The organism is Bacillus sp. TE8-1, assembly GCF_008368855.1.
GTDB classification, from domain to species: Bacteria; Bacillota; Bacilli; order Bacillales; family Bacillaceae_G; genus Bacillus_A; species Bacillus_A cereus.
In genome coordinates, this window is the sequence record NZ_QPET01000034.1 from 64338 (window position 1) to 88145 (window position 23808).

Sequence of the window (23808 nt, forward strand, 5' to 3'; positions counted from 1 at the left end):
AATGAAATTTTTATTAATGATGATTTACTTCAATCCCCTATATACCTTCTTTACTTATCTCTGAATTTCCGGTCCCACTTCCCATTAATGCAGGATAAATAAATACATTCTATCTAGTTAACCTTTTCTTATAAATTACGACTAGAAACACACATAACAATAGGATTGGAACTATTACAGTCCACTTATTAAATATAAATATCTCTGTACTCACTTTTTGTTTTTCTTTCTCGTTTAACTCCACACGCACACCTCGAACTAGCAATCTATTGGTGTTTACTCCATAAGGCGTACACGTAATTAAAGTTGTATAATCTTTTTTTTGTACAATTTGTAGATCGTCCGTTTCGTGTGGTAACACTACTTTAATTTGATCTACTTTATAAGCAAGAACTTTGTCTAAAGAATGAATATAAAAAAGATCTCCTTTGCTCAACTTATCTAAATCTGTAAATAATTTTGCTGATGGTAAACCACGATGCCCTGTTAAAATAGTATGCGTACTTTCTCCACCTACCGGGAGCGAAGAAAAATCTAAATGACCTATCCCGCGACCCAATACTTCCTCAGAGGTCCCTTGATAGATTGGCAGTTTTATATTAATTTTCGATATTTCAATATACCCCATTACATCTCCTAAATTTAACACATCAGCATACGCTTGATAATTACTTTTTTTTTCAGAAAATGGATCTGTAAATGTTTTCGCAGAAGTTTGAACTTGTTTATTATATTCGGCTGCTTCTTTTTCCCTACGTTCGACTTCTTTCTTTTGTAGCGCTTTGATCTTCTTATCGTAAGAGCTAATCTCAGAATAATGTGCACGAGTCGCCAACCAATTACTAATAGTAGGATATAAAAAAATACCTAATCCAAATAAAAAAATACCCCCCAAAACAAGATTTCGTTTCATATTTCCACCTCTGTATATGCTTAAATATCGAAAAGAGGGAAGCATTTTGCTTCTCCCCTTTTCCCATAGTTACATGTTCCTAAAATCTTAATTTCTAGCAAACTTTTTTCTAAAGAAAACAAATGCCGCTGTAAGCATTAACGTAAGGCCTATTACAGTAAAAAGAGTCGTTCCTATACCACCCGTTACCGGAAGAATCCATCCACTTTTATTATTTTCTATCGTTAATTTAACCGTTTGATTATTTTCGCTAATCTTTACATCAATGGGGTCTTTTAATAATTGATAAGAAGCTTTTGTACCATCTTCTTTTGTATATGTCGGTGCTTTCGTTTCAAAAATTTGATAATCTCCATATGGAATGTTAGACCATTTAATAACACCATTTTCATCTGATACACCTGTTACTTCTTTTCCTGCTACGACAACTATTTTTCCATTATTATCTTTAAGTACAAACTCTGCACCTTCTAATTTATTCTTATTAGCACTATCAATTTTTGTTAACTCAATTATTCCAGTTGTCGGAATAACAACTACAGGTTTAGATTCCTTTTCTCCAATTACATCATTTTTATTTGTAAAATGTATTTTTGCTGTATTTAAAATTTCCGAACCAGATGGTACTCCTTCTTTTACTTGGGATTTAATTTGCAAATGAAATTCTTTTTTACCATCTAATTTTGTGAAATCTTTTACTGTAGCTGTTACTTTTTGACCTTCTATAGCTACCTCAACAACGTTTGCATTTACTTCTGCTCCATCAATTTTCACGATTGGCTTTCCTTGAATCACTAAACGATTATCCAAAGTATCTGTTACCACATATTTTTTGTATTCCTTAATGTCTTCTGGAATTAATGTTTTAATATCATAATTATAATTAGTTAACGGATTTATTGGTAACGCTTCCAATTTTCCGTTAATTTTTTTATCAATTGTTGGTTCTTCATTGTTTTTCACTTCTATTTTAACTACTGTACCAGAAGTAATAGTTCCATCTTCATTAATTGTTCCGGAGTTCTTAACAAAAAACTCACGTTTAGTTGGATCTATTACATAGCCTTTCGGAGCTTTTGTTTCTTGGAAATAGTATTCTCCATACTCCAATCCTTGCACTCGGATATGGCCATTAGCATCTGTTGCTAACTCTTTTTTCACTTCTGTACCGTCTTTTTTAAATAAAGAGAATACTGCACCTGCTAATGCTTTTTCATTTACACCAGTTTTTATTAAATCCACTGCACCACGTTTAATCTCATTTTTGGGATACATGTGAACATCATAGTTTAGCACCTTACCCTCTTTATTCGTTAATGGGATATCCACTGTATACGTATTGGGATTTAGATTCACATGTGGAGGTCCTGCCACTTCTTTCACCTCATAACGTCCTAGCGGAAGATCTTTTAATACAGCTTGTCCGTTATCATCTGTTACTACTTGATTTGGAGTGGCTCCCATTACAGGTTTCACATCTTCTTTTACGATTTTCCCATCGTTTGAAATTTTTTCAAAAGAAGCAACCCTTTTCACTTCAAACGTTACACCTTTTAATGGTTTCACATCTTTTGGCACCTCTTGATTTGCCGAACCGTCACCTTCTAGTCCCTGCGCTCCATCTTTTTCTTGTTCATACTTATGAATCGTTAAAGTACCTTTAGATGGTGAATCTGCCTTTACTAATACACTAGACCATGTAGAAAATGTTAAGAATAACACTAAAAGCACACTAAATATTTTTTTCATTTCTCTTATCCCCTTTACTACTTCTATCATTTTAAAAATTTCTTTATTACTATTACCTTCTTAAAAGCAATAGTGTGCCAAGTATCAGATTTAAACGAATAACATAAAACATAGTCGTCCAACAATCCATTGTTTACAATCACTTATTCACTTTTCTTATCTTCTATTATTACGTTGTCTCTCCACATGATATATGTAATTTTCTCCCCTAAATTACACGTATATCCCTATTTCAAGAATCATTACATTTGTTACATAATAGCTTTCACTGCTAATTTCGACTAGTCACTTACTGTCAATCTATTCATTTCTCACTTCCTATCCCTATTTAAAATCCAATCTTAATCATTTTTTAATACATATAAGTAATAACCAACAAATAAGTGTGACGATTCATATTTTACGTTACTGTCCAAAACTATTACCTGTATATTCAAATAATATGTGCTATTCATGTTAAATTATGGTATTATTCTTAGAAGTTTATAACTTTTATTTATATTTTTTATTGATAAAGGTTTTCCGTATCTACTTATGAAAAAGGAATATATGTTTATTTAACTATTACGCATAACTGTAAGGAGGAAGAATATGACTAAAAAACTCAGTCTAGTTGAGATAGAGTACATTTGCAATATGTTTTTTCAATCTTTCGAAATTCCAGTTTGTTTTTTAGATTGTAACAAAAATATTCTTTTAGAATTTAAATCAAAAAATGATTCACATTCGTTATATACATCAAAAATAGAACAGTTACATATGCTTTTTCAGAGAAATGATACATATAATTCCCCCATCTTCAGAACTCACGAATATCTAGGGCACTTTATTTTAATTCACATAAAGAGCGATTATATGGTGAACGGTACTGTTATTATTGGGCCCTTGACACATGTAAATTTTTCTACAAGTAAAGCGGATAGTAACCTTAATTTTATTCCAAATTATAAAAGAACAAGAGACCATTATTTTTCATTGTCAGTCAAAGATCAAAATTTCTTTGTAAATATAGCGATATTGTTCTATAACATTCTCTATAAAAAAAATTCAGATGTAAGCACCTTTTCAAATAACAGTGACTCACTTCATATAAGTCATAGCAGCATCTTAAACGAAGATGTATATATTTCAATGCAAAAAGACGAATCTATTTATCATAATTTATATATAGAGCAGCAACTACTTAGTTCTATAGAAGAAGGGGATAAAGAAACCGTACTCAAATATTATTACGAATTCCAACAAGAGACTCTTTCATCTTTATCTTCATTCCATCAATTAAGACGTCATAAAAACATTTGTATTTCATCCATCACGCTCGCTACTAGATATGCGATAAAAGGGGGACTTCCATCTGGGATTGCTTACAAAATTTATGATTTACATATTCAAAGAACAGAAGATTCAAAAGACAAAGAATCTGTTTGGGATTTATTAAAAAATGCTTTTTGTACCTTTGCAGACCGTGTAAAGGCACAAAAAACACAGCAATATTCACAGACTATTGCTATTTGTAAAAACTACATTTTTAAAAATATTTACAATCCAATATCTGTTAAACAACTTGCTAAATTTGCAAATGTGAATTCAGATTATTTATCTATATTATTTAAAAAAGAAGTCGGTATTTCATTAATTGAGTACATTCAACGTGAACGAATCGAAGAAGCAAAGAAATTATTAACTTTCACCACCTATCCTTTATCAGACATATGCGCTTCGCTTAATTTTAGCGATCAAAGTTATTTCACTAAAATTTTTAAAAAATTCACCAATGAAACACCTGGTAAATATCGAAAATCTCATGTTGTTATTTAGAGTGAAACTTCCATTAAAACAAAATGTTTTCAGTAACTCATCAATGACAGATTAGAAGCACTCCCAGATTCATGAACTATAGGATTTATGCTTTTTCCAAACCAAAAAACACGTTACTATTCTTTTATTTTAATGAGAATAGTAACGTGTTTTTTATGTAATGTAGTTTTGTAGACAGAACATGATCCAACTACAAATTTTTATAGAAGCCAAATGCACCGCTTAACTACTAAAATCTTATTAAGTAAAAAATCCATATTTTGTTTTACTTACTTTCTACTTTATTTCTTTTGAATAATGAACTCTTTTCTTCAAACGAATGATCCCTACTATTATTTTTGTATCTTTCTAAATTTGCGAACAAAAGTGAGTACTGTGCCTGTAATAATCATCAATATGCCGATTGCTGCACTGTTAGTTGTACTTACACCCGTCTTTGGAAGCTCCTTATATGTATATTCTTTTTTATCGCTATTACTGTTGTTTGAGATATTACTCTTATTTTCCTTATTAGCAAGGCCATTAGCTTTGCTAGTTTCTTTATCTTTCACTAATACTTTTTGTATTGCATTTACCTCATTACCCACGGAATCTCTAACACTATATATTATTTCATAAGTACCAGCTTTAGTTGTATCTATAGTTCCTTCATACGCTACTTTAGAAATAAGGTCACCGTCCTCTTTATCAGTAGCTGATACCCCTACCAATGGATCAAATTGATCACCCTCAGTAATTGAAGTTGTAGCAGGTACTTTTAGTATTGGTTTATCATTTTTAACTTCTTCTCTAACTTTGACCGTTACAGTTTGCTTCGCCGTTACTTCATGACCTTTAGAATCTGTAACCGTGTACGTTAATACGTAAGTACCGGCTTTAGTTGTATCTACTTCACCATCAACTTTGATTTTAGAAGTGAGATCACCGTCTTCTTTATCGATAGCTAATACTTCTGCCATTGGAACAAATGAATCTCCTACATGAATTGTCGCTCCAACAGGCACTGTTAATTTAGGTTCTAAATCTGATGTTTCTCCATTTCCCTCTACAATTACAGTCTGTCTAGCCGTTGTATTTCTCCCTTGGGAATCAACGACCAAGTATTCCACAATGTATGTACCTGGTTTTGAAGTATCTACATCGCCTTTATGCTTTACTTTATTTGTTAAATCACCCTCTTCTTTATCAACAGCTTTTACATTTCTCATTGGATCAAACGTATCACCTACACGTAGTGTAATCGTAAACGGTACAGTTAACTCTGGAGCTTGGTTTTCTGCTGTTTTTTCGTTTTCTTTCACCGTTCCTGTAATTTTTGCCGCATCAAAAGCATTTTGGACTGCTTGAACTTCAATTGAGTTCGCTCCATATTTATTAGTTGCCACTTTAAGGCATGCCAATTTCAATTCAGAGAAATTAGAAGTCATATTTAATTCATCAGTATTTGCATAATAGAAAATATCAAACATTCTATCTTCACCAATACCATTTACATTTACACCGTTATGAGTACCACCTTGTGCAATTAAATACGCAACTTTATTAATAATACTTGAGTTAAAATGAACGCCTCCATAATCCTCTCCATTTAAATCATTATATTTACTATAATCATCAGGATACGGTAGTCCTTCTGAAAAATTAATTGCAGTTGGATTTTTCATATTACGAAAAGTCGATCCAGTTTGTTCTCCTATTGTCCAGTTAAATTCCCCATTATTTATGTATTTCTCTATAGCCGTTCCCATAATATCCGATAATGCCTCGTTAATTGCCCCAGATTCTCCTGAAAATTCAAGGTTAGATTCACTTGATGTAACTGCATGTGTAAATTCATGACCGGCTATATCGAACGCTTTTACCATAGGATCTCCATATAAAAGCATACTAATGTTATTAATATTAGTACTAAATGCATTCTCCCAATTTTCAGGATCATTTGTTCCTCCAGAATCCCATGCATGTACAACTGAAACTACTTTTTTTCCTTTATTATCAAAACTATTACGCTTATATTTTTCTTTATAAAAATCGTATACCTTTGTTGCTAAGAAATGAGCGCTTACCGCCTTTGGATCATTAAATGTTGTTGAAACACTAGTTGCTAGTATACCAGGATAATAACTTTCTTCATTTGTAATATCTCTATAATTTACATCATATGTCTCAATTCCTTGTCCTCTTGTGTAATCAGCAAGTGCATAATTCCCACTGGTCTGTTTAGAAATACCAAATGTACGAGTTACGCCTAAATCATCTTTTCCTGTTCCAGTTAATGATGTCAAATTGCTAGTTTTATTTTCCTTAACGGATTCAACATACTCTTCACTTATTTTCAAACTTGATTCTTGTACCATATCTTTTAACATTTCACCATTATGAGCATTCACTAAATAAGTTCCAGATACATAATTTGGTGTTGTAGCAGCAAATGTAACTTGATATGCATTGCTAGCCTCCCCATGATTTTCATCAACAAAAATAACTGCCTTAACTTCTGGCTCAGAAATAAATTTAGTATCGTTTCCGTACTTTTTATAAATATATTGTTTTGCTTCTTCTTTTGATAAATTAATAGGTTTCTTTAAATCTTCTTGTGTTAAATTTTGTGCGCTAGCTCCTGAAATGCTTTTAATAATACCTTTTTTATCTACGTGAGCAGTCAACTGGTGGCCATATACTTCTTTTCCTTCATATATTTGTTGCATGCGCACAAGTGTAGTTCCATCATAAGAACCACGTTTTTGAAGAACTTTGTAATCTACTCCTGTTTCTGCACTAACTTGTTTTGGAGACAAAGCATGCTCCGTATTTTCCTTAAGTGCATCTTTCACTACATTCTCTGGTGCCTTTTTTGATGGTTGTGTCAGATTACCTGTACGGAACGAATCCTCTTGAATTTCAACTTGCATTTGACCAGGTTCCTCTGCATGACCTACTCCATATAGTGTTACACTTGTTAAAACGAATCCTGTAGTTAATGCAACTATAGCTATTTCTTTTTTATTTCCCATGATATTTACCTCGTATAAATTTCTATTATTTATATAAAACTGCTAAAATGTATACAATCTATTCCTAACATAAAAAGATGACTTTTGTAATCAACAAAAGCCACCTCTTTAATATGTAATATCCCTAAAATGTTTTTAATACATAATTTCTATACAAAAAAGAAAAAAACATTCATTAACGAGCATTTTGCAATACTTTTATTAGGTCATTTATATTTTCAACTTTCTGTTGAAACTGATCAAGTCTGCTATGTAGCAATGAAGGATTTTTATCTTCAGTTGAAATAACTTGTTTTAATTCGTTTTCTAATTTATCATACATATCAAAGAAATTATCAAATTCTACACTTACAAGCTCTTCATTTTCGCGATAGAATCTTTTTGCTTCTATATAAGTCATATATGATTTATTTAAAAATCCTAATGAAATTAAATATTTAGAAGTGTTTTCTTGATAAATAGCAATATCACACGCTATTTTAATATCAGAATAAGTCTTTTGAACGAGACAATGCAATTCAAAAATCTTAAACTTTAATCCATTATTCATTTCATCCCCTCCCATCGTATCTATTCTACATAAAATTAGAATATTATACAAAGAAAATTATTAGCATGAAATTGACAATTTAAAAAATAACTTAAGGATAAACAAAATCCCTCTCATTATAAATTATAGTTGCGGAGCATTTACCAACATAACAGCAAAATAAAAAGCGAAAAGAATAAATCTTTCCGCTCTTAGAGTAATAAATACATTTCATATTGCGCTAAAGAATTCTTTTCAAATCCACATTTCTTAAGAAAACCTTCCAGTAAATTATTGTTAGGAAACCCAATTGATAAACTTGATAAATTTAATTCTTCTCTTGCTACTTGTAATAATTTCATCCCAACACCAATATTTCTATAATCTTTGTCTACGAAAATAAAACTAATTTTACCTTGTTTATTTACACATAGAGAGCCTTTTAAGTCATTATCGACATATGCACCATAAAATACATTATTTGTTTTTTTGATATAATCAATATCATTTTGCCAATTTATATGGAAGTTTAACCATTTCTGAATTTCATCTTTAAAAGTTGGAAATTCTAATTGTTTTACTTCACTATCCTTACAATCTTTATTCATTATTTTAGTCAAATCATTTAAATTATAATAAGAAAGATCGTACACTTTTTCATAGCCCAACTTATTATAAAAATGAATCGCTCGGTCATTTCCTACAATGACTTCGAGAAAAAGTTGCTTACATCCATGTTGAATCGCCTCTTCTTTATGCAGTTCAAATAATTTTTGACTTACACCAATACCGCGGTAATTAGGATGAACCGCTAATGTTCCACAGCGCATAGTCTTTATACTTTCATAATCCTTTATACCACCTAGTATTACGCCAACAGGTTTGCCTTCTTCTAAAGCAAGAAAAGAATGTTCTAGCAAATTACCTTCTGGTCCCAAAAAACGTTGTATAAAATCCTCTTTTGAAACCTCCATCTTAATAATGTAATCTGAAAATCCATCTTTAAAAGCTTCATATACTAAATCAATATTTACTTCACTACACCTTTTATATTGAATCATATAAAATTGCCCTCCAACTGCTTATATTAAACTCAACGTGTACCCATATAATATATTCCATCTATTATAAATTTCAGCTCTTAATTTGAAATGAGCGGACATTTCCCTACATATAACTCACTATTGATTTGTTTTATAACAAACTATCTATTATTTACTACATTAACCTCATAAACACGTAAAAAAGCAATTAAATGCTCACATGCTCTTTCACATGCTAGCATTTTAAAGATTTTTTGTTCTTCTTTCGTTTTATCATTTGCTTGATCTGAAGCAGCTTTTAAACAGAGAAATGGTTTTTTATTTATTTGGCATACATAGGCGAAAGCTGCTACTTCTTGATCAACTGCCAATGCTCCATATACGGTATGGAGTAAATATCTCATTTCCGAACTACGAATACGTTGATCTCCTGATAAAAATGTACCGAAATGTATCGGATCATACGATCGTATTTTTTTTATTCTTCTTACAAGTGATTTTGTTGTTTCAATAGGTGCTGTTCTACCGTTATATAAATTAAAAACATCTTCCCCTGAACCAGCAGCAGTAACATCATGTTGTATTGCGTTTAGTGCGACTACAATATGACCGTTTTTCACCTTGTTTGATAAACTTCCGCATATTCCTGTCATAAACAACTCATCTGGCTGAAACTCACTAATTAACAATTGTACACAACTAGCGCAGCTTACTTTACCGACACCAGTAACAACTGATATAATTTCCAGCTCATTAATAGTATGAAAATGAAATTCCCAAGCTGCTCTTTTTTCAACACGTTCACTCGGATAATGTTGATGCAAATACGTCAGTTCTGGTTCCCATGCAGATACTATTGCAATACGTTTCATTACACGCTTCACTTCCCCTATTGTCATTTAAATATGTTATCTATACTTTCTCGTTCATAATCTGGAATCCATTCTTTGTATTTCTTATATAAATCTCGTATTATTTCTTTATTCTTCGCAATTACTTCACATCCTCTATCATCATACATAAACATGACAATATCTTTCGTTGCATTAATGAGAAATACATCTGGATAAAAAATTTCTTTTTTTCGTCCAAATCGAGGATACAAATCAGAAAAATCCTCATGATTAGCAGCTTGTATAAGCGATTCATACTTAATATCTTCTACGAGACATTTTAAAGAAAATTGATATGTACAATATAAATCTGCTTCTTCATCTTCAAATAGAAACGGTAATGTTTCTTGTCTTATATGAAATCTTAAATCTCTTTTCTTAATATATTTATTGTATACATTTATTTTCTGTGGAGTTTTTATGTTTTCCTTTTTAAATCTATAAACATTTGTCACTACAAACACTACATCTTCTTTTGAAAATATGTCTTCAAATAAGAATTTATTATATGTATATAGTTGAGAAAAGTATTCCATATTTAAATCGTTGGTTCCTTCTACAATTTGATATTTATCTTTTCCGAAATCAAAATGCAAATGATTTTCCCACTGAGATAATAAGTAGGGTCCTAATGTAACTTCTGGAAATGTTTGATTCATATATTCTTTTAATTGCATTTCCTTGTCCTTTCTACTGTACAATTCTTTTTAAATCCCAATATGCTTCTTCTAGCCACGGGTGTATAACTTTCAATGTATCTTTCCTTTCCCACAAATATGAAATATATACAAAAGCTGCTTTTTCCAAAGATTTTCCCAATCCTTTTTTTATTTCTATTAAATATGGTGGTGTCCCTTTTTGATCCCATTCTATTTTATCTGCAACAAATAATACTAAATCCATCTTCGTTGCATGTTTACGCAACGTTGTATGGCAACAAATTGCATTTAAAATCTCTTCATCTTCGACTTTAAATATTTCTTTTGCGATTACCCTCTATAATTTTTGATGAATAATCATAGGAAACTTTCTTTCCGCTTCCACTATTTCTACACCAAATTCTTCAGCAACTGCAATCCGCTCCTCGTTTGGAAAAATGCCACTAATATCATGTAAATATCCTGCAATTGCTGCTTTTTCTTTATCTACGTGAAACTTTTCTGCAATCTTTTTTGCCTCATTTGCCACACGAATTGAATGTTTATATGTAAACTCTTTATTATATTTTAGTAGAAAAGCTTTAATATCATTTTCTATTTTTCAGTTGGAGTAAATGAATATTTATCATTACATAACATAGAAAATCCCCCTTATAACTACCTTTCATTATAATGTAGAATCTAAATATCTTTGTTATTTTATATTCGATATTAATCTTTTTACTCCTTTTTAATACGTTACATGAAATTTTATACAGAATCATCGCTACAAGTACATAAATGTTTGATATTATAGTAATGTTGATGATTTGTAAGGAAAGGAACTACACAATGAATAAAAACATATTAATTATTGATGATGATAAAGAAATTGTTGAATTACTTGCTGTTTATTTGCGAAATGAAGGCTATAACATTTATAAAGCTTATGATGGCGATGAAGCATTGCAAAAGGTTTCTACATATGAAGTTGACCTTATGATTTTGGATATTATGATGCCAAAACGAAACGGATTAGAAGTTTGTCAGGAAGTGCGTGAAAATAATACTGTACCAATTCTAATGCTTAGTGCAAAAGCAGAAGATATGGATAAAATATTAGGCCTTATGACAGGTGCCGATGATTATATGATCAAACCATTCAATCCATTAGAATTAGTAGCTAGAGTGAAAGCTTTATTACGAAGATCCTCTTTCCAAAATGCTACTTCGCAAAAGAATGAAGATGGTATTATTCGTATTCGCTCTGTTGAAATACACAAACATAATCATACAGTTAAAGTAAATGGAGAGTACATTAAACTAACCTCTATTGAATTCGATATTTTATATTTACTTGCGAGTAATACAGGAAGAGTATTTAGTTCAGAAGAAATTTTCGAACGCGTTTGGAATGAAGATGGTTATGGTTCAAATAAGACGGTAATGGTCCATATTAGCAACTTACGAGATAAACTTGAAACAGTAATAAATGGAGAAAAATTTATTCATACTGTTTGGGGAGTTGGCTATAAAATTGAGAAATGAAGCATTTGATATATTAAAAGATATTCCTAAATGGAAACTTATTTTTTGGCTTTTATTAGCTATCACACTCACTCCTATTACTGAATTAATTATTTATCGCCTCGTTACGAGTGTAATTGAAAGTTCACTTACTCTAACCGAACTCGGTAAAGAATTCATTCGAATTTTTGGTTATGAAAAGTATAAAGGGATTAAAGAGTCTTTATGGATGATGATTGTATCTTATTTGTTTTTATTTTCTATTTTTTCATCCTATCTTTACATTTTTTATCGTCACGAGAAAAAACTTTATTATGAAACTTGTATAAAAAAAATGATAGAAGAAATTCGTTATATTGCAAATGGAAACTTCAATCATAAAGTTTCTATTGTAAATCATAATTATCTAGAAGAATTAGCAATCGGGGTCAATGAAATTGTTGAACAATTAAAAGTCTCCATTGATGAAGAAAGACAAGCTGAACAAGCAAAAAGTGAACTTATTACAAATGTATCACATGACTTACGCACTCCCCTTACCTCTATAGTTGGATACGTAAATTTAATCCATCATGATAATTATAGAGATGAAGTGGAATTGCGATACTATATTCAAGTCATTTACGATAAGGTAACTCGTCTTAATGCATTAATGAATGACTTGTTCGAATATACACGTGTTCAAAATAAAGAATTAAGCTTGTATTCTGTTCCTATTGATATTGTAGAGTTACTTGGACAATTAACTGTTCAATTCCGTATACAATTTCAAGAAGCTAATATAGAATGTCGGCCTTCTTTCCCGTCTCAAAAGCTCATGGTATTAGCTGATGGTGACAAATTAGTGCGTGTGTTTGAAAATCTTATTATAAACGCTATCGCTTATGGAAGCGAAGGTCGCTATATTGACCTTACTGCTTATGAAAGCAATAATATGATTACAATTGATATAACAAATTACGGACAACCTATTCCTAGTACGGATTTACCTCATATTTTTGAACGTTTTTATCGCGTTGAGAAATCTCGCTCTACAAACACTGGTGGATCTGGACTTGGATTAGCAATTGCAAAAAGTATAGTCGAATTGCATAAAGGAACAATTGAAGTATATAGTGATGACGAAAAAACAACATTCACTGTAAAACTACTCCCATACAAATGTTAATATTACAAATAAAAAGTTCAATTTCTTACCATATAAGAAATTGAACTTTTTCCATAATTACCCTAAATTTAATAATCCTTTATAATTCTTTAGAAATTCTTTACCTTTTCTTTCTTCCTAATTAAGCATTCCTTTTTACAATACTATTATTGATGTCATAATAGGAGGATCGCTTATGCAATTCTTAAAGAAATTCGCTATTCTATTATTATCTTTTTTTATTACTGCACTTATCGTTTTATATTTTTATCTTTATGTAAATGGTCCGATTATTCAAGCTAAATCAGCTATTTTAATAAATGCTAATTCAGGTGAAATTGTTTATAAAAAAAATGAAGAAACTCCAGTACAATCAGCTGCTTTATCTAAATTAATGACAGAATATATCGTATTGGAGCAACTAAATGATAGAAAAATACAGTTAGATGACTTAGTACAAATAAGTAACGAAGTTTTCCGAGTAGAAACAAGCCCTATACAAGTAACATCGAATGATAAAACAACGGTTCGTGATTTACTTCATGCATTGCTACTGGCAGGGAATAATCGTTCTGCACTCGCCCTAGCAGAACACATTGCTGGAAATGAAGATAACTTTACAGTATTAATGAATAAAAAAGCAAAAGAACTAAAGTTATTACAACCATCTCCATTTCTAAACTCTACTGGAATTAATAATAATACAAATAAACAATCAACTACAACAGCGATAGACGCAGCTAAACTAGCAGCACGATTAGTAAAAGATTTTCCAGATGTATTGAATATTACGAAACTAACCTCTTACCAATTTACCTTCAAAGATTCCCAGGTTTTCAATACGAATAAAATGATATATTCCCTTAATGAAAACATTAAACTTCAAGGTGTTGATGGCTTACAAACTAGTTTTTCAACTAACGGTAATTATAGTTTTGTCAGTACAGCAAAACTTGGAGATACTAGACTAATTTCAGTAATATTAGATGCAGATGAAGAAAACATTTCATTTATTGAAACAAAAAAGTTGCTCCAGTATGGTTTTGATCCTTCCTCGTACTCTGCACTCCAAGCTTTTAAAGACGCCCTTACATCTTGGACAATATTGCTTCAGTTTAAAAATTTAATTATACAAACTATAATGATTTTTTTAATCATTACCACCTTAATGTTTTTACATATACGTCAGAAAAAATCCGAGGATTTCAATTAAGAAATCTTCTTATATATATAAAACCGACTTGCGCTTGAGATGCAAGTCGGTTTTTAATTCTATCATCCTCTTCCAAGCAAATTTGCTGAAACTGGTTGCAAGTTTAACTCTCTCGCCCATATAGATAGCTGACCAATATGATAAATTTAATATCCCATTACATGTCTTAAAACCTATGTTTTTTGAGGCATACATCCATCTCTGTTTCCTTTCGTTGTGTTCGTTTGTTTAGTTTAAATGGGTTAATCTATTAATTCTATTAAATCCAACAATTGAACTATTACACTTTAAAGTTCTACTCATATACTATAGTAAATTACTAGAAAGGAGGCTTAACTATGGATAGTTGCGTTGTATTTGTAAACGGACAACCTTTTTTAGTTCTTTCAGTAGCTGGTATTGAAATTGCTAGATTAGAGATTTCCCTTCAAGTAGCATTAGCTCTAAGAGTGCTTGGGATACCAATCTGTGATTAATTACCAAATTAAAAGAAAAAGAGGGCATTAGCCCTCTTTTTTTATTTTCCTCATATATTTTCTTAACAACAAATAAAATTTTAATTTTTATATTGTAAGGAAATTCCGAAAAATAAACTCATTTTATTCAATAAAAAGAGCACCACCCATACCTCATTATCCGTTTCTAAAAAATTAGAATTCGATTAATTACAAAAAAATTTAAATATACGAACGTTACATAAAATACTTGTTAGAATAGCTGTCCTTCACACTATTTATTTCGCAGACGTTATATAATCAAAGCACCAATGATTAACTTTTTATACGGCTTATTTTAAGTGTGCTAGCATTCTAGGCTAGATGATCATGACTGCAAAAAAAACTTCAAGTTCTCGTTTATATAAATCAGATAACGCTTTCACTTTTTGAATCGATTGATAATCTTTAAATTGCGGTTCGCTATCTTCTTCTCCTTGAAGAGCACTAATCCAACTATACTCTACATCTACAATATGAAATCATGTTTCTAACATACCCCCAGTTTGCAAAGTAAATCTTCCTCTCAAAGTTGTTCACACCACTTAAACCAATCATCTCTTACTTGCCAATTATATTGAAATAAAGTGTACACATTTCTCTCTCCCTTACTTCAATTATCCACCTAACAGCATCTGTTATACATTTAACCATTGACAATCACTTCTCTTCGGCCAAGTTCCTCTACAGCGTGATTAATTATTTCACTTACAGATAAAGAACCATCCAATATGATATCTGAATTCGGCTTAACAGTATGAATTGCCTCTAAATAAGCTTTTCTCGCATATGTCATGTAATGTTCCAAATCATTATGTATTTCATCTATTGTACCTTCCTTAAAATCTCGCAAAATCCTTCTAGCCATCGCAATATCTAAAGGCGTATTAATAAATATAGTTACATCAATGAATTTTCGCATCTCACTATTTAAGTATGCAAAAGGATAATCTACAATAATATAGTCTAAGGTATTATTTTGTATAAGTTGCTCAATATCATGAATTAATGGTGTTAATACCCACTCGTCGTAATTCGCCCCATCATCAATCCATTTACAAATATCAGCAGGAGAGTTATCAAATGTATAACTATCAAAATATAGAGCTTTTGAGTTTTTAAACTTATGCTTTAATCTTTCTGTAATTGTAGTTTTACCTCCTCCCGAAACAGCTGCAATTGAAATTATTTTTGTTTTATTATCCACTATACCCACCAAACCCCTTTGTTAACATAATATAATTATAAATTACTATCGTTGCTACTTCTTCCATTCATATTCTAACATACTCATTTCCCATAAATTCCAATACGTTTCTCCTACTCTTTTTGACTCTCTTAATAAGCCTTCTTTTACAAACCCTATTTTTTCGTAACATGAAATGGCCGATGTATTAAAATCATACACACCAAGAGTTACTCTATGTAGTTTTAATTCGTCAAAAGCAATATGAAGTACTGCTTTCATCATATGTTTTCCTATAGAACGTCCTCTCATCTTCGTATTACCAACTAATACTTTTCCAATTCTAGCGGACTTATTAATATTATCTATTTGCCCAAGCGAAATATGTCCAATAACGTCTGAAGTCTCTTCATCTACCACTTTGAAAGCGAGTGTATTTGCACTTTCTATATACTTCTCTAATTGCTGTTCGTCTAAAGGAAATGTGAATGCATTTCCTGACCACTGTATTAGAAATTCTTCGGAATTAATCCAATTTATTAATTGTTTAAAATCAGATTTCTTAAAGCTTTCTAGTTTAATCACTTCCTTGCTCCTTTCGTACATCATGCTTTATAACCTCAAACTTATTTCTATATAAAGAATATATTCTCCTTTTATATAAAATTAAAATAAAGCCATTCATGTGAATGGCTTTACAAAAAAGCAGCATAATTATGCTTTGTTTGCTACATCAATACCATTAAAATCAAAGTCAGCAGTAACCGTTGTAACCGGTGGGAAAATTGCTTCAATTTTGCAAATGGAAATAATTACTCCAACCGATCCAGGAATAGCCGCAAGCCTAACTACATCACAACTTACAGACGAAACAGTACCTACATAAGTACGTCCCTCTGTATTAATTTGAACTGTTCGATTAATTAATTTCTTAAGTTCATCTCTAATTCCTTGTACACAAGAATTATCACATTTCTCATGCTGTTCTTTTTTACACTCTTCGAATACTTCCCAACAATCATCTTGTTTACATGTACACTTCTTTTTACAATTATTAAATCGAGAACCCAATACCTCACCCCCTAATCCTTTCTATTAGTAAAGTATGTCCACTAGCTTAAAAGGGTACGAGGCAAACACATAAAAAGAAAAAAACAAACAATTGTACCAAACTTTCTTTTCATTATTCATTATAAAAACAGACTTCTCCTAATTAAAAGCTTTTTAATGAGCGGCCGTGAATTTAGTCCTACTCCATTTAATGTTTAGACACCACTTTCTAAAACAAACCTTTTTTCTTTTAAATAAGACGCCCCTTAAAAACACACTAGATTTTCCCATTAACTCACATATACATAGACTTTATTTGTGGATTTCCCATTTTTCATTGTGAAATATACATTTAAAAAGCGTACTCGAAAATAAGATATTATTTGTAATCAGAACATTTTCTTCAACAAGTGTTTATTGAAAAATACCATAACTAGTAGTAGTTCTCTCCACTTTCTCTTAAAAATTAGCATAGTTTGTATGAATTCTATATCGAGTAGAAGACACTCTATCATATAAAGATAAAATAGTAGGTTAATAAACAAGCCATTTTTTTATTAAAACATAGAATAATATGAACACTATTGAAAGGAGGTAGAAATAAATGTCCTGGAAAAATGATTGCTGGAGTTCTCAGAAAAAGCATTGTTGTGATGATTGGTGGAAATCTAAAGAAAAGCATCATTGTGATGATAATTGGAGTTCTCAGAAAAAGCATTGTAATGATGATTGGTGGAAATCTAAAGAAAAGTGTCATTGTGATGACGATTGGAGTTCTCAGGAAAAACATTGTAATGATGATTGGTGGAAATCTAAAGAAAAGTGTCATCGTGATGATGATTGGAGTTCTAAACGAAATAAGTGTCGTTGTAAATGTTTCTTTATTTGTTGCCATTGTAAAAGAAAAAATTGGTAATATTTTTAATGTCAACGTAAAGGAAAGAATATGTCTTTTGGAACCAATCGGGCTTTTCCGGAAAGTTGATCCCTCACCTACTTCCTTGCTTTCGCTGAATTTTTAGGTGGGGGCACTACTGCCCGGCAAATAGCGAGATAAATACTAGAATGTAATATATAAAAAGCTGACTGCTTATAGTCAGCTTTTTATATATTAACACGTAAAGGTTTAAACAGACATATAAGCAGTCACGCTTTGTCATCACCTTGTTGTTGTAAATTAGTATTTCTCCATTGAATAGACATTCCATAATATCGTATTTTGATAAAAACTAAAAAACATACTTAACACTAATAGTAGAATTTTTCTTCTTCATCAACTTCACTTCTTCTCTTTTTATAAACATAAAAAAGGAGCTCTATTTATATAGAGATCCTTTCTAATTTTATAATTTACTAGACTGTAACCCCTGAATAAACGGAACTACTTCAGGATTTACAAGCGATGATAAATCACCTAATTCTTTTCCTAAGTAAGCTGCTTTAATAACACGACGCATTACTTTAGAATTACGTGTTTTCGGTAAATCTTCTACAACGTGGATGTCTTTAGGACACAACGCTTTTCCAATATGAGAGTTTACTAAACTCATTAATTCTTTCTTTAATTCCCCTGTAAATGTTACATGGTCTCTTAACACTACAAAACAATGACAAACTTCACCTTTTACTTCGTCAGGTACACCAATTGCAGCAGCTTCGATTACATCGTTATGTTTCACAAGAATAGATTCATATTCAGCAGGTCCAATACGTTTACCTGCAATATTTAACGTATCGTCTGAACGCCCTGTGATGATATATTGTTCACCATCGTAAATGACCCAGTCACCGTGGACCCATTTATTTTCAAAACGCGACCAATATGTGTTTACGTAACGTTCATCATCTTCCCAGAAGCTTTTCGTCATACCTACCCAAGGTTTCTCTAAGCATAATTCTCCGACTTCATCTCGAATTGGTTTACCTTGATTATCCAGTACGACAGCTGCCATTCCTGGTAAAGATGCGTTAAAACTAATCGGTGCTATTGGCTTAATAAGAACATTACCGAAAATCCCACCAGAGATTTCAGTTCCACCTGAGTAGTTACAGATTGGGACATTTCCTTTTCCAACTGTTTCAAACAGCCACATCCATGGATCAGGATTCCAAGGTTCTCCTGTTGATGCGAATACTTCCAAACTCTTTAAAGAATGTTTATTGACATACTCATCACCTTTTGCCATCAATGCTCGGATTAACGTTGGCGAAATACCTAGATGAGTAATCTCATATTTATCAACTGTCTCCCATAACCGGTCTGCTTCTGGGAAGTCTGGAACACCTTCGTACATAACCATCGTTGCTCCATTAATGAGTGAACCGAATAATAGAAACGGCCCCATCATCCAGCCCATATCAGTTACCCATAATACACGATCACCTTGTTTAATATTCATTCCAAATCCTGCATCAAAAGCTGCTTTCAAAGGAAATCCTGCATGCGTGTGTACTGTTCCTTTCGGCTTACCAGTCGTTCCTGATGTATAAATGAGCATTAATGGATCATCACTTTGCATTTCCTCGGCATGTATGAATGGTTTTTCTTTTTCTAGCGTACTCCACGAAAAATCATAGTTATGTGGTGTAAAATCATTTCCTGCATGACGAACGATAACAACTTTTTCAACAGTTGGGCAATGTTCACAAGCTTTATCTACTTCATCTTTTAAAGAAACAATTTTACCGCGGCGTGAAAATCCATCTGCGGTAATAATCATTTTTGAACCTGCCGCTTGCACACGTGTCATGACTGCATCAGACGCAAAGCCTGAGAATATTGGTGAAATAATTGCTCCGATTTTCATTACAGCTAGCATCGCAACAACTGTTTCTGGAATCATCGGCATATAAATTGTTACACGATCACCTTTCTCAATACCCGCATGTTTCAAACCATTTGCAACACGGCTTACCCAGTTGTCAAGCTCTTCATATGTAAATGATTTTGAAGTTCCATTTTCCCCTTCGTACTGAAGTGCTGGCTGTATTCTCGTCTCTTCATCCGCAAGCCAGCGAGATAAAGCTGATTCTACAACGTTACATGTTCCGCCATTATACCACTGTGCAAACGGTGTACCATTTTCTAAGTCTAACACTTCTGTATAAGGTTTCATCCATTGATAGCCTACTGCTTTTTCTGCCTCTCCCCAAAACCAAGCTGTTTCCTCAATAGATTTATTATAAAAAGTTTCATAGTCTTCATATCCCAATGATTTCATCCAACCATATAAACGTGTTTTTTCCTTGTACTCTTCTGTTGGAAACCAAACTGCTTGTTTCAATGTTTTCCCCTCCTTAACTTTTTGAGCAAGAAAGCCCTAAATAGGGCTTTTAAACTGGATATACAGGATGTTTACGATCTGTGAATACTTGATATTTACTCATATACATTTCGAAACGTCCTTTTAACTCTTCACGTAAATTGTTTGGATGAACAATACCATCAATCACCATCTCTGATGCTAAATGATAAATATCAATATCTTTCTTATACTCTTCACGTTTTTCAGCAATGAAGCTAGCACGCTCTTCTTCTGGTAAAGCTGCAATTTTATTTGCATATACAGCATTAACCGCAGCTTCTGGACCCATTACCGCAATAGAGGCTGTCGGTAATGCCAGACAGCAATCTGGTTCAAATGCTGGACCTGCCATCGCATATAAACCAGCGCCATATGCTTTACGAACAACGATAGAAATCTTCGGTACAGTTGCTTCACTCATTGCAGAAATCATTTTTGCACCGTGGCGAATAATACCGGCACGCTCTACTTTTGTACCAATCATAAATCCTGGTACATCCGCAAGGAATAATAATGGAATATGATATGCATCGCATAAATTAATAAACTTAGCAGCTTTATCAGCTGAATCGTGGAATAATACGCCGCCCTTCATACGCGGCTGATTTGCAATAATACCAACTGGCTTACCATCAATACGTGCTAAGCCTGTAATTAGCTCTTGAGCAAATAATTTTTTCACTTCATAGAATGAACCTTCATCAATAACTCTATTAATGAGATCTTTCATATTGAAAGGAGCATTTTGATTTTCTGGAATGATTTGTTCTAACGTTTTATCGAATTGTTTCGGTTCTTGAGGTGTAACCAATGGAGTCTTTTCTAAGTAGTTGTTTGGAAAATATGAAATGTATTGTCTTGCTTGTGTAATCGCATCTTCTTCTGTCTTACATAAAACATCTCCGCATCCTGATACAGAGCAATGCATACGAGCTCCGCCCATCTCTTCTAAAGTTACCTTCTCACCGATAACCATCTCAGCCATACGAGGAGATCCTAAATACATAGATGCATTTCCTTCTACCATCATTACAACGTCGCAAAAGGCTGGAATATAGGCACCACCAGCTGCAGAAGGTCCAAATAATAAGCATACTTGAGGAACTTTACCTGATAATTTCACTTGATTATAGAAGATTCTTCCTGCACCACGGCGCCCTGGGAACATTTCTACTTGATCTGTAATACGCGCTCCAGCAGAGTCAACTAAATAAAATAACGGAACACGTAGTTTTTCAGCTGTTTCTTGAATACGTAAAATCTTTTCAACTGTGCGTGATCCCCATGATCCAGCTTTTACAGTAGAATCATTGGCCATTACACACGCAGTACGACCATGTATTTTACCCGTTGCCGTTACAACGCCGTCCGCAGGTAAGCCTGTTTGTTCACAGTTAGCAAATAATGCATCTTCTACATATTCGCCATTATCAAATAGAAGCGCTAAACGATCTCGAACAAATAATTTTCCTTTTGCTTTATTTTGTTCATGATACTTTGGTGCGCCGCCTTGTTTAATCGTTTCAACTCGTTCTTCAAATGAATTAGATTGTTGTTTTTGATCTAACATATTTACTCCCCCTTATACGTTGGTGTGCGTTTTTCCTTGAATGCTTGTAATCCTTCTAATCTATCTTTCGTATGGATTACACCTTCATACGCTTGTTTTTCCATTTGTAATCCGGTATGTAAATCAACTTGAATACCATTTGAAATTGCCTCTTTTGCTAATCGAACAGCAATAGGTCCATTACTAGCAATTTTCTCTGCTATTTCAATCGCTTTCTCTTCAAGTAAATTAGCTGGTACAACAAATTCTACTAAACCATATTCTTTTGCTTCTTGCGCTGAAATACGTCTACCTGTATAAATTAATTCTTTCGCTCTACCAACACCAATTAATCTCGGTAAGCGCTGTGTACCACCCGCTCCTGGTATAATTGCAAGTGTCGTTTCAGTAAGACCAAGACTTGCAGATTCAGCAGAAATTCTAAAATCACAAGCTAAACTTAATTCCGTACCACCACCAAGTGCGATTCCATTTATAGCAGCAATAACTGGCTGTGGTAATTGTTCAACCATCTCCATAGTCGTGCGAATCATACTAACAGCATGGCGAACTTGTTCCTCATTCATACCAGCACGTTCTTTTAAATCAGCACCAGCACAAAATGCTTTTTCACCAGCACCTGTTAGAATAACTACACGCGTATTGGACTCTTCACTTATTTGAGTTAATATGTTTTGTAACTCTTCTAATAACGCTAAAGATAATGAGTTTGCTTGTCTTTCACGATATAACGAAATCTTTACAACGTGAGGTGTTACATAATCAACTGAAATGTTTTGTAATTGTAGCATCTTCTCACCTACTTATCGTTTTATGTTGAAGCGCTCTATACACATGACTCGGTAATTGGATATTTAGCTTACTTTGAATAAATTGACTAGCTCGCAATAACTTTTCTTCGTCTATATTCGTTTGAACTCCTAATTTATGGAGCATATGTACTAGGTCATCAGTAGCAACATTACCTGATGCTCCTGGTGCATAAGGGCAGCCCCCGAGTCCACCACAAGAACTATCAAATGTTGTAATACCGTATTCTAATGATTTAACTACATTTGCTAGAGCCATTCCATACGTATTATGAAAATGCATGGCAAACTGCGAAGCATCATACTTCTTTAATAGATGTTCTAATACTTGTTCTACTTGTAATGGATTCGCTACACCGATTGTATCCCCAAGAGAAACTTCATAAATGCCGTATGAAAATAGTTGATTACATAATTCGTCAACTGCTGTGACACTTATATCCCCTTCATAAGGACATCCAAATACAGTAGAAACATAGCCTCTTACCTTTTTCCCTTCGAATAATGCCTGTTTTGTTATATCTTCGATTACAACTAACGCTTCTTTAATCGATTTATTAATATTACTTTTATTATGAGATTCACTTGCTGATAAAAAAACATTCACCTCATCTACATTTTGCAAAAAAGCTCGTTCCAAACCATTTTGGTTCGGAACAAGCGCAGCATATGTAACATTTGGATCCCTTTTCAGCTCAGAAAACACATCATTTGCATCCGCTAATGCTGGGACCCATTTTGGGTGAACGAATGAGGAAACTTCAACATACGACAATCCTGCTTCTGTAAGTAGTTGAATCCATTTTACTTTATCTTTTGTGCCAACAATCTTTTTTTCATTTTGTAAACCATCACGTGGTCCTACTTCTTTAATGACAGCAAAATTAGGTAGTTTCAATTCGCTTCCCCC

20 protein-coding genes and 3 pseudogenes are annotated in these 23808 nt (G+C 32.6%); 6 read left to right on the top strand and 17 right to left on the bottom strand.

Annotated elements, in window-relative coordinates; all coding sequences use genetic code 11:
• Nucleotides 1-109 precede the first annotated feature (109 nt).
• Together DN404_RS27130 and DN404_RS27135 are read right to left on the bottom strand one after the other, a co-directional pair.
• The gene (locus tag DN404_RS27130; protein WP_098376414.1) at nt 110-913 is read right to left on the bottom strand and encodes a class C sortase; all 804 of its coding nucleotides are present in this window, start codon (nt 911-913) and stop codon (nt 110-112) included.
• A gap of 87 nt (nt 914-1000) precedes the next feature.
• Complete coding sequence (locus tag DN404_RS27135; protein ID WP_179951880.1) at nt 1001-2662, bottom strand: SpaA isopeptide-forming pilin-related protein; 1662 nt, start codon at nt 2660-2662, stop codon at nt 1001-1003.
• A 591-nt stretch (nt 2663-3253) separates the two neighbouring features.
• Here DN404_RS27135 and DN404_RS27140 point away from each other — a divergent pair.
• On the top strand, nt 3254-4480 hold the full coding sequence (locus tag DN404_RS27140) for an AraC family transcriptional regulator (protein WP_000162835.1): 1227 nt from the start codon (nt 3254-3256) through the stop codon (nt 4478-4480).
• A gap of 332 nt (nt 4481-4812) precedes the next feature.
• Here DN404_RS27140 and DN404_RS27145 read toward each other — a convergent pair whose 3' ends face one another.
• From DN404_RS27145 to yqeK, 6 genes and pseudogenes are all read right to left on the bottom strand, one after another.
• Nucleotides 4813-7494 carry a M4 family metallopeptidase gene (locus DN404_RS27145; RefSeq protein ID WP_149215695.1) on the bottom strand — a complete coding sequence of 894 codons (2682 nt, stop codon included), beginning with the start codon at nt 7492-7494 and terminating at the stop codon, nt 4813-4815.
• A 175-nt stretch (nt 7495-7669) separates the two neighbouring features.
• Entirely contained in the window at nt 7670-8044 is a 375-nt protein-coding gene (locus DN404_RS27150) for a hypothetical protein (RefSeq protein ID WP_001059022.1), read from the bottom strand.
• A 191-nt stretch (nt 8045-8235) separates the two neighbouring features.
• Nucleotides 8236-9084: a GNAT family N-acetyltransferase gene (locus tag DN404_RS27155; protein ID WP_000617060.1), complete on the bottom strand. Its 849-nt coding sequence runs from the start codon at nt 9082-9084 to the stop codon at nt 8236-8238.
• 143 nt (nt 9085-9227) lie between these two features.
• The gene (gene mtnN, locus DN404_RS27160) at nt 9228-9965 is read right to left on the bottom strand and encodes a 5'-methylthioadenosine/S-adenosylhomocysteine nucleosidase (RefSeq protein ID WP_001987381.1); all 738 of its coding nucleotides are present in this window, start codon (nt 9963-9965) and stop codon (nt 9228-9230) included.
• On the bottom strand, nt 9962-10636 hold the full coding sequence (locus DN404_RS27165; protein WP_001176116.1) for a DUF3885 domain-containing protein: 675 nt from the start codon (nt 10634-10636) through the stop codon (nt 9962-9964). Before DN404_RS27165 ends, mtnN begins: the two co-directional genes overlap by 4 nt.
• Before the next feature lie 13 nt (nt 10637-10649).
• Nucleotides 10650-11257, bottom strand: a pseudogene (yqeK, locus tag DN404_RS27170) (bis(5'-nucleosyl)-tetraphosphatase (symmetrical) YqeK).
• Nucleotides 11258-11449: 192 nt separating this feature from the next.
• Between yqeK and DN404_RS27175 the strand changes: the two are divergent.
• The 3 genes from DN404_RS27175 to DN404_RS27185 all read left to right on the top strand — a co-directional run bounded on the left by DN404_RS27175 (nt 11450) and on the right by DN404_RS27185 (nt 14484).
• Nucleotides 11450-12145, top strand: coding sequence for a response regulator transcription factor (locus tag DN404_RS27175; RefSeq protein WP_001038807.1), 696 nt, complete (start codon nt 11450-11452; stop codon nt 12143-12145).
• On the top strand, nt 12135-13292 hold the full coding sequence (locus DN404_RS27180) for a sensor histidine kinase (RefSeq protein ID WP_001243307.1): 1158 nt from the start codon (nt 12135-12137) through the stop codon (nt 13290-13292). The genes DN404_RS27175 and DN404_RS27180 overlap by 11 nt, the downstream gene beginning before the upstream one ends.
• 175 nt (nt 13293-13467) lie before the next feature.
• On the top strand, nt 13468-14484 hold the full coding sequence (locus DN404_RS27185) for a D-alanyl-D-alanine carboxypeptidase family protein (protein WP_001160054.1): 1017 nt from the start codon (nt 13468-13470) through the stop codon (nt 14482-14484).
• Nucleotides 14485-14546: 62 nt separating this feature from the next.
• Here the strand turns inward: DN404_RS27185 and DN404_RS31440 are convergent.
• Nucleotides 14547-14657: pseudogene (locus DN404_RS31440) on the bottom strand (DinB family protein); the annotation flags it as partial.
• 165 nt (nt 14658-14822) lie between these two features.
• Between DN404_RS31440 and DN404_RS27195 the strand changes: the two are divergent.
• Nucleotides 14823-14960, top strand: coding sequence for a DUF3956 domain-containing protein (locus tag DN404_RS27195; RefSeq protein WP_000376554.1), 138 nt, complete (start codon nt 14823-14825; stop codon nt 14958-14960).
• A 350-nt stretch (nt 14961-15310) separates the two neighbouring features.
• On the opposite strand, the pseudogene DN404_RS31085 reads toward DN404_RS27195, so the two are convergent.
• The 4 genes and pseudogenes from DN404_RS31085 to DN404_RS27215 form a co-directional block, all read right to left on the bottom strand.
• Nucleotides 15311-15573 (bottom strand): annotated as a pseudogene (locus tag DN404_RS31085) (DinB family protein); the annotation flags it as partial.
• A 51-nt stretch (nt 15574-15624) separates the two neighbouring features.
• A complete protein-coding gene (locus tag DN404_RS27205) occupies nt 15625-16194 on the bottom strand; it encodes a nucleoside/nucleotide kinase family protein (protein WP_370512808.1) in 570 nt (189 codons plus the stop codon).
• Nucleotides 16195-16239: 45 nt separating this feature from the next.
• A complete protein-coding gene (locus DN404_RS27210; protein ID WP_000990082.1) occupies nt 16240-16773 on the bottom strand; it encodes a GNAT family N-acetyltransferase in 534 nt (177 codons plus the stop codon).
• Between the two features lie 105 nt (nt 16774-16878).
• A complete protein-coding gene (locus DN404_RS27215) occupies nt 16879-17235 on the bottom strand; it encodes a hypothetical protein (protein WP_000535577.1) in 357 nt (118 codons plus the stop codon).
• A 563-nt stretch (nt 17236-17798) separates the two neighbouring features.
• Between DN404_RS27215 and DN404_RS27220 the strand changes: the two genes are divergently transcribed.
• On the top strand, nt 17799-18236 hold the full coding sequence (locus tag DN404_RS27220) for a hypothetical protein (RefSeq protein ID WP_171009802.1): 438 nt from the start codon (nt 17799-17801) through the stop codon (nt 18234-18236).
• A 321-nt stretch (nt 18237-18557) separates the two neighbouring features.
• Here the strand turns inward: DN404_RS27220 and DN404_RS27225 are convergent, their stop codons facing one another.
• The 4 genes from DN404_RS27225 to mvaB are packed head-to-tail and all read right to left on the bottom strand — an operon-like array spanning nt 18558 to nt 23796.
• Entirely contained in the window at nt 18558-20498 is a 1941-nt protein-coding gene (locus tag DN404_RS27225; protein WP_098610939.1) for an AMP-binding protein, read from the bottom strand.
• Nucleotides 20499-20547: 49 nt separating this feature from the next.
• Entirely contained in the window at nt 20548-22089 is a 1542-nt protein-coding gene (locus DN404_RS27230) for an acyl-CoA carboxylase subunit beta (protein ID WP_000886744.1), read from the bottom strand.
• Between the two features lie 2 nt (nt 22090-22091).
• A complete protein-coding gene (locus DN404_RS27235; protein WP_149215696.1) occupies nt 22092-22880 on the bottom strand; it encodes an enoyl-CoA hydratase in 789 nt (262 codons plus the stop codon).
• 4 nt (nt 22881-22884) lie between these two features.
• A complete protein-coding gene (gene mvaB, locus DN404_RS27240; RefSeq protein WP_000775436.1) occupies nt 22885-23796 on the bottom strand; it encodes a hydroxymethylglutaryl-CoA lyase in 912 nt (303 codons plus the stop codon).
• Between the last annotated feature and the right edge of the window lie 12 nt (nt 23797-23808).

Excerpts from the sequence above, each read along its gene's own strand:
- DN404_RS27130 (WP_098376414.1), bottom strand. The coding sequence starts at position 913 with ATGAAACGAAATCTTGTTTTGGGGGGTATTTTTTTATTTGGATTAGGT.
- DN404_RS27135 (WP_179951880.1), bottom strand. The coding sequence starts at position 2,662 with ATGAAAAAAATATTTAGTGTGCTTTTAGTGTTATTCTTAACATTTTCT.
- DN404_RS27140 (WP_000162835.1), top strand. The coding sequence starts at position 3,254 with ATGACTAAAAAACTCAGTCTAGTTGAGATAGAGTACATTTGCAATATG.
- DN404_RS27145 (WP_149215695.1), bottom strand. The coding sequence starts at position 7,494 with ATGGGAAATAAAAAAGAAATAGCTATAGTTGCATTAACTACAGGATTC.
- DN404_RS27150 (WP_001059022.1), bottom strand. The coding sequence starts at position 8,044 with ATGAATAATGGATTAAAGTTTAAGATTTTTGAATTGCATTGTCTCGTT.
- DN404_RS27155 (WP_000617060.1), bottom strand. The coding sequence starts at position 9,084 with ATGATTCAATATAAAAGGTGTAGTGAAGTAAATATTGATTTAGTATAT.
- mtnN (WP_001987381.1), bottom strand. The coding sequence starts at position 9,965 with ATGACAATAGGGGAAGTGAAGCGTGTAATGAAACGTATTGCAATAGTA.
- DN404_RS27165 (WP_001176116.1), bottom strand. The coding sequence starts at position 10,636 with ATGCAATTAAAAGAATATATGAATCAAACATTTCCAGAAGTTACATTA.
- DN404_RS27175 (WP_001038807.1), top strand. The coding sequence starts at position 11,450 with ATGAATAAAAACATATTAATTATTGATGATGATAAAGAAATTGTTGAA.
- DN404_RS27185 (WP_001160054.1), top strand. The coding sequence starts at position 13,468 with ATGCAATTCTTAAAGAAATTCGCTATTCTATTATTATCTTTTTTTATT.
- DN404_RS27195 (WP_000376554.1), top strand. The coding sequence starts at position 14,823 with ATGGATAGTTGCGTTGTATTTGTAAACGGACAACCTTTTTTAGTTCTT.
- DN404_RS27210 (WP_000990082.1), bottom strand. The coding sequence starts at position 16,773 with ATGATGTACGAAAGGAGCAAGGAAGTGATTAAACTAGAAAGCTTTAAG.
- DN404_RS27230 (WP_000886744.1), bottom strand. The coding sequence starts at position 22,089 with ATGTTAGATCAAAAACAACAATCTAATTCATTTGAAGAACGAGTTGAA.
- DN404_RS27235 (WP_149215696.1), bottom strand. The coding sequence starts at position 22,880 with ATGCTACAATTACAAAACATTTCAGTTGATTATGTAACACCTCACGTT.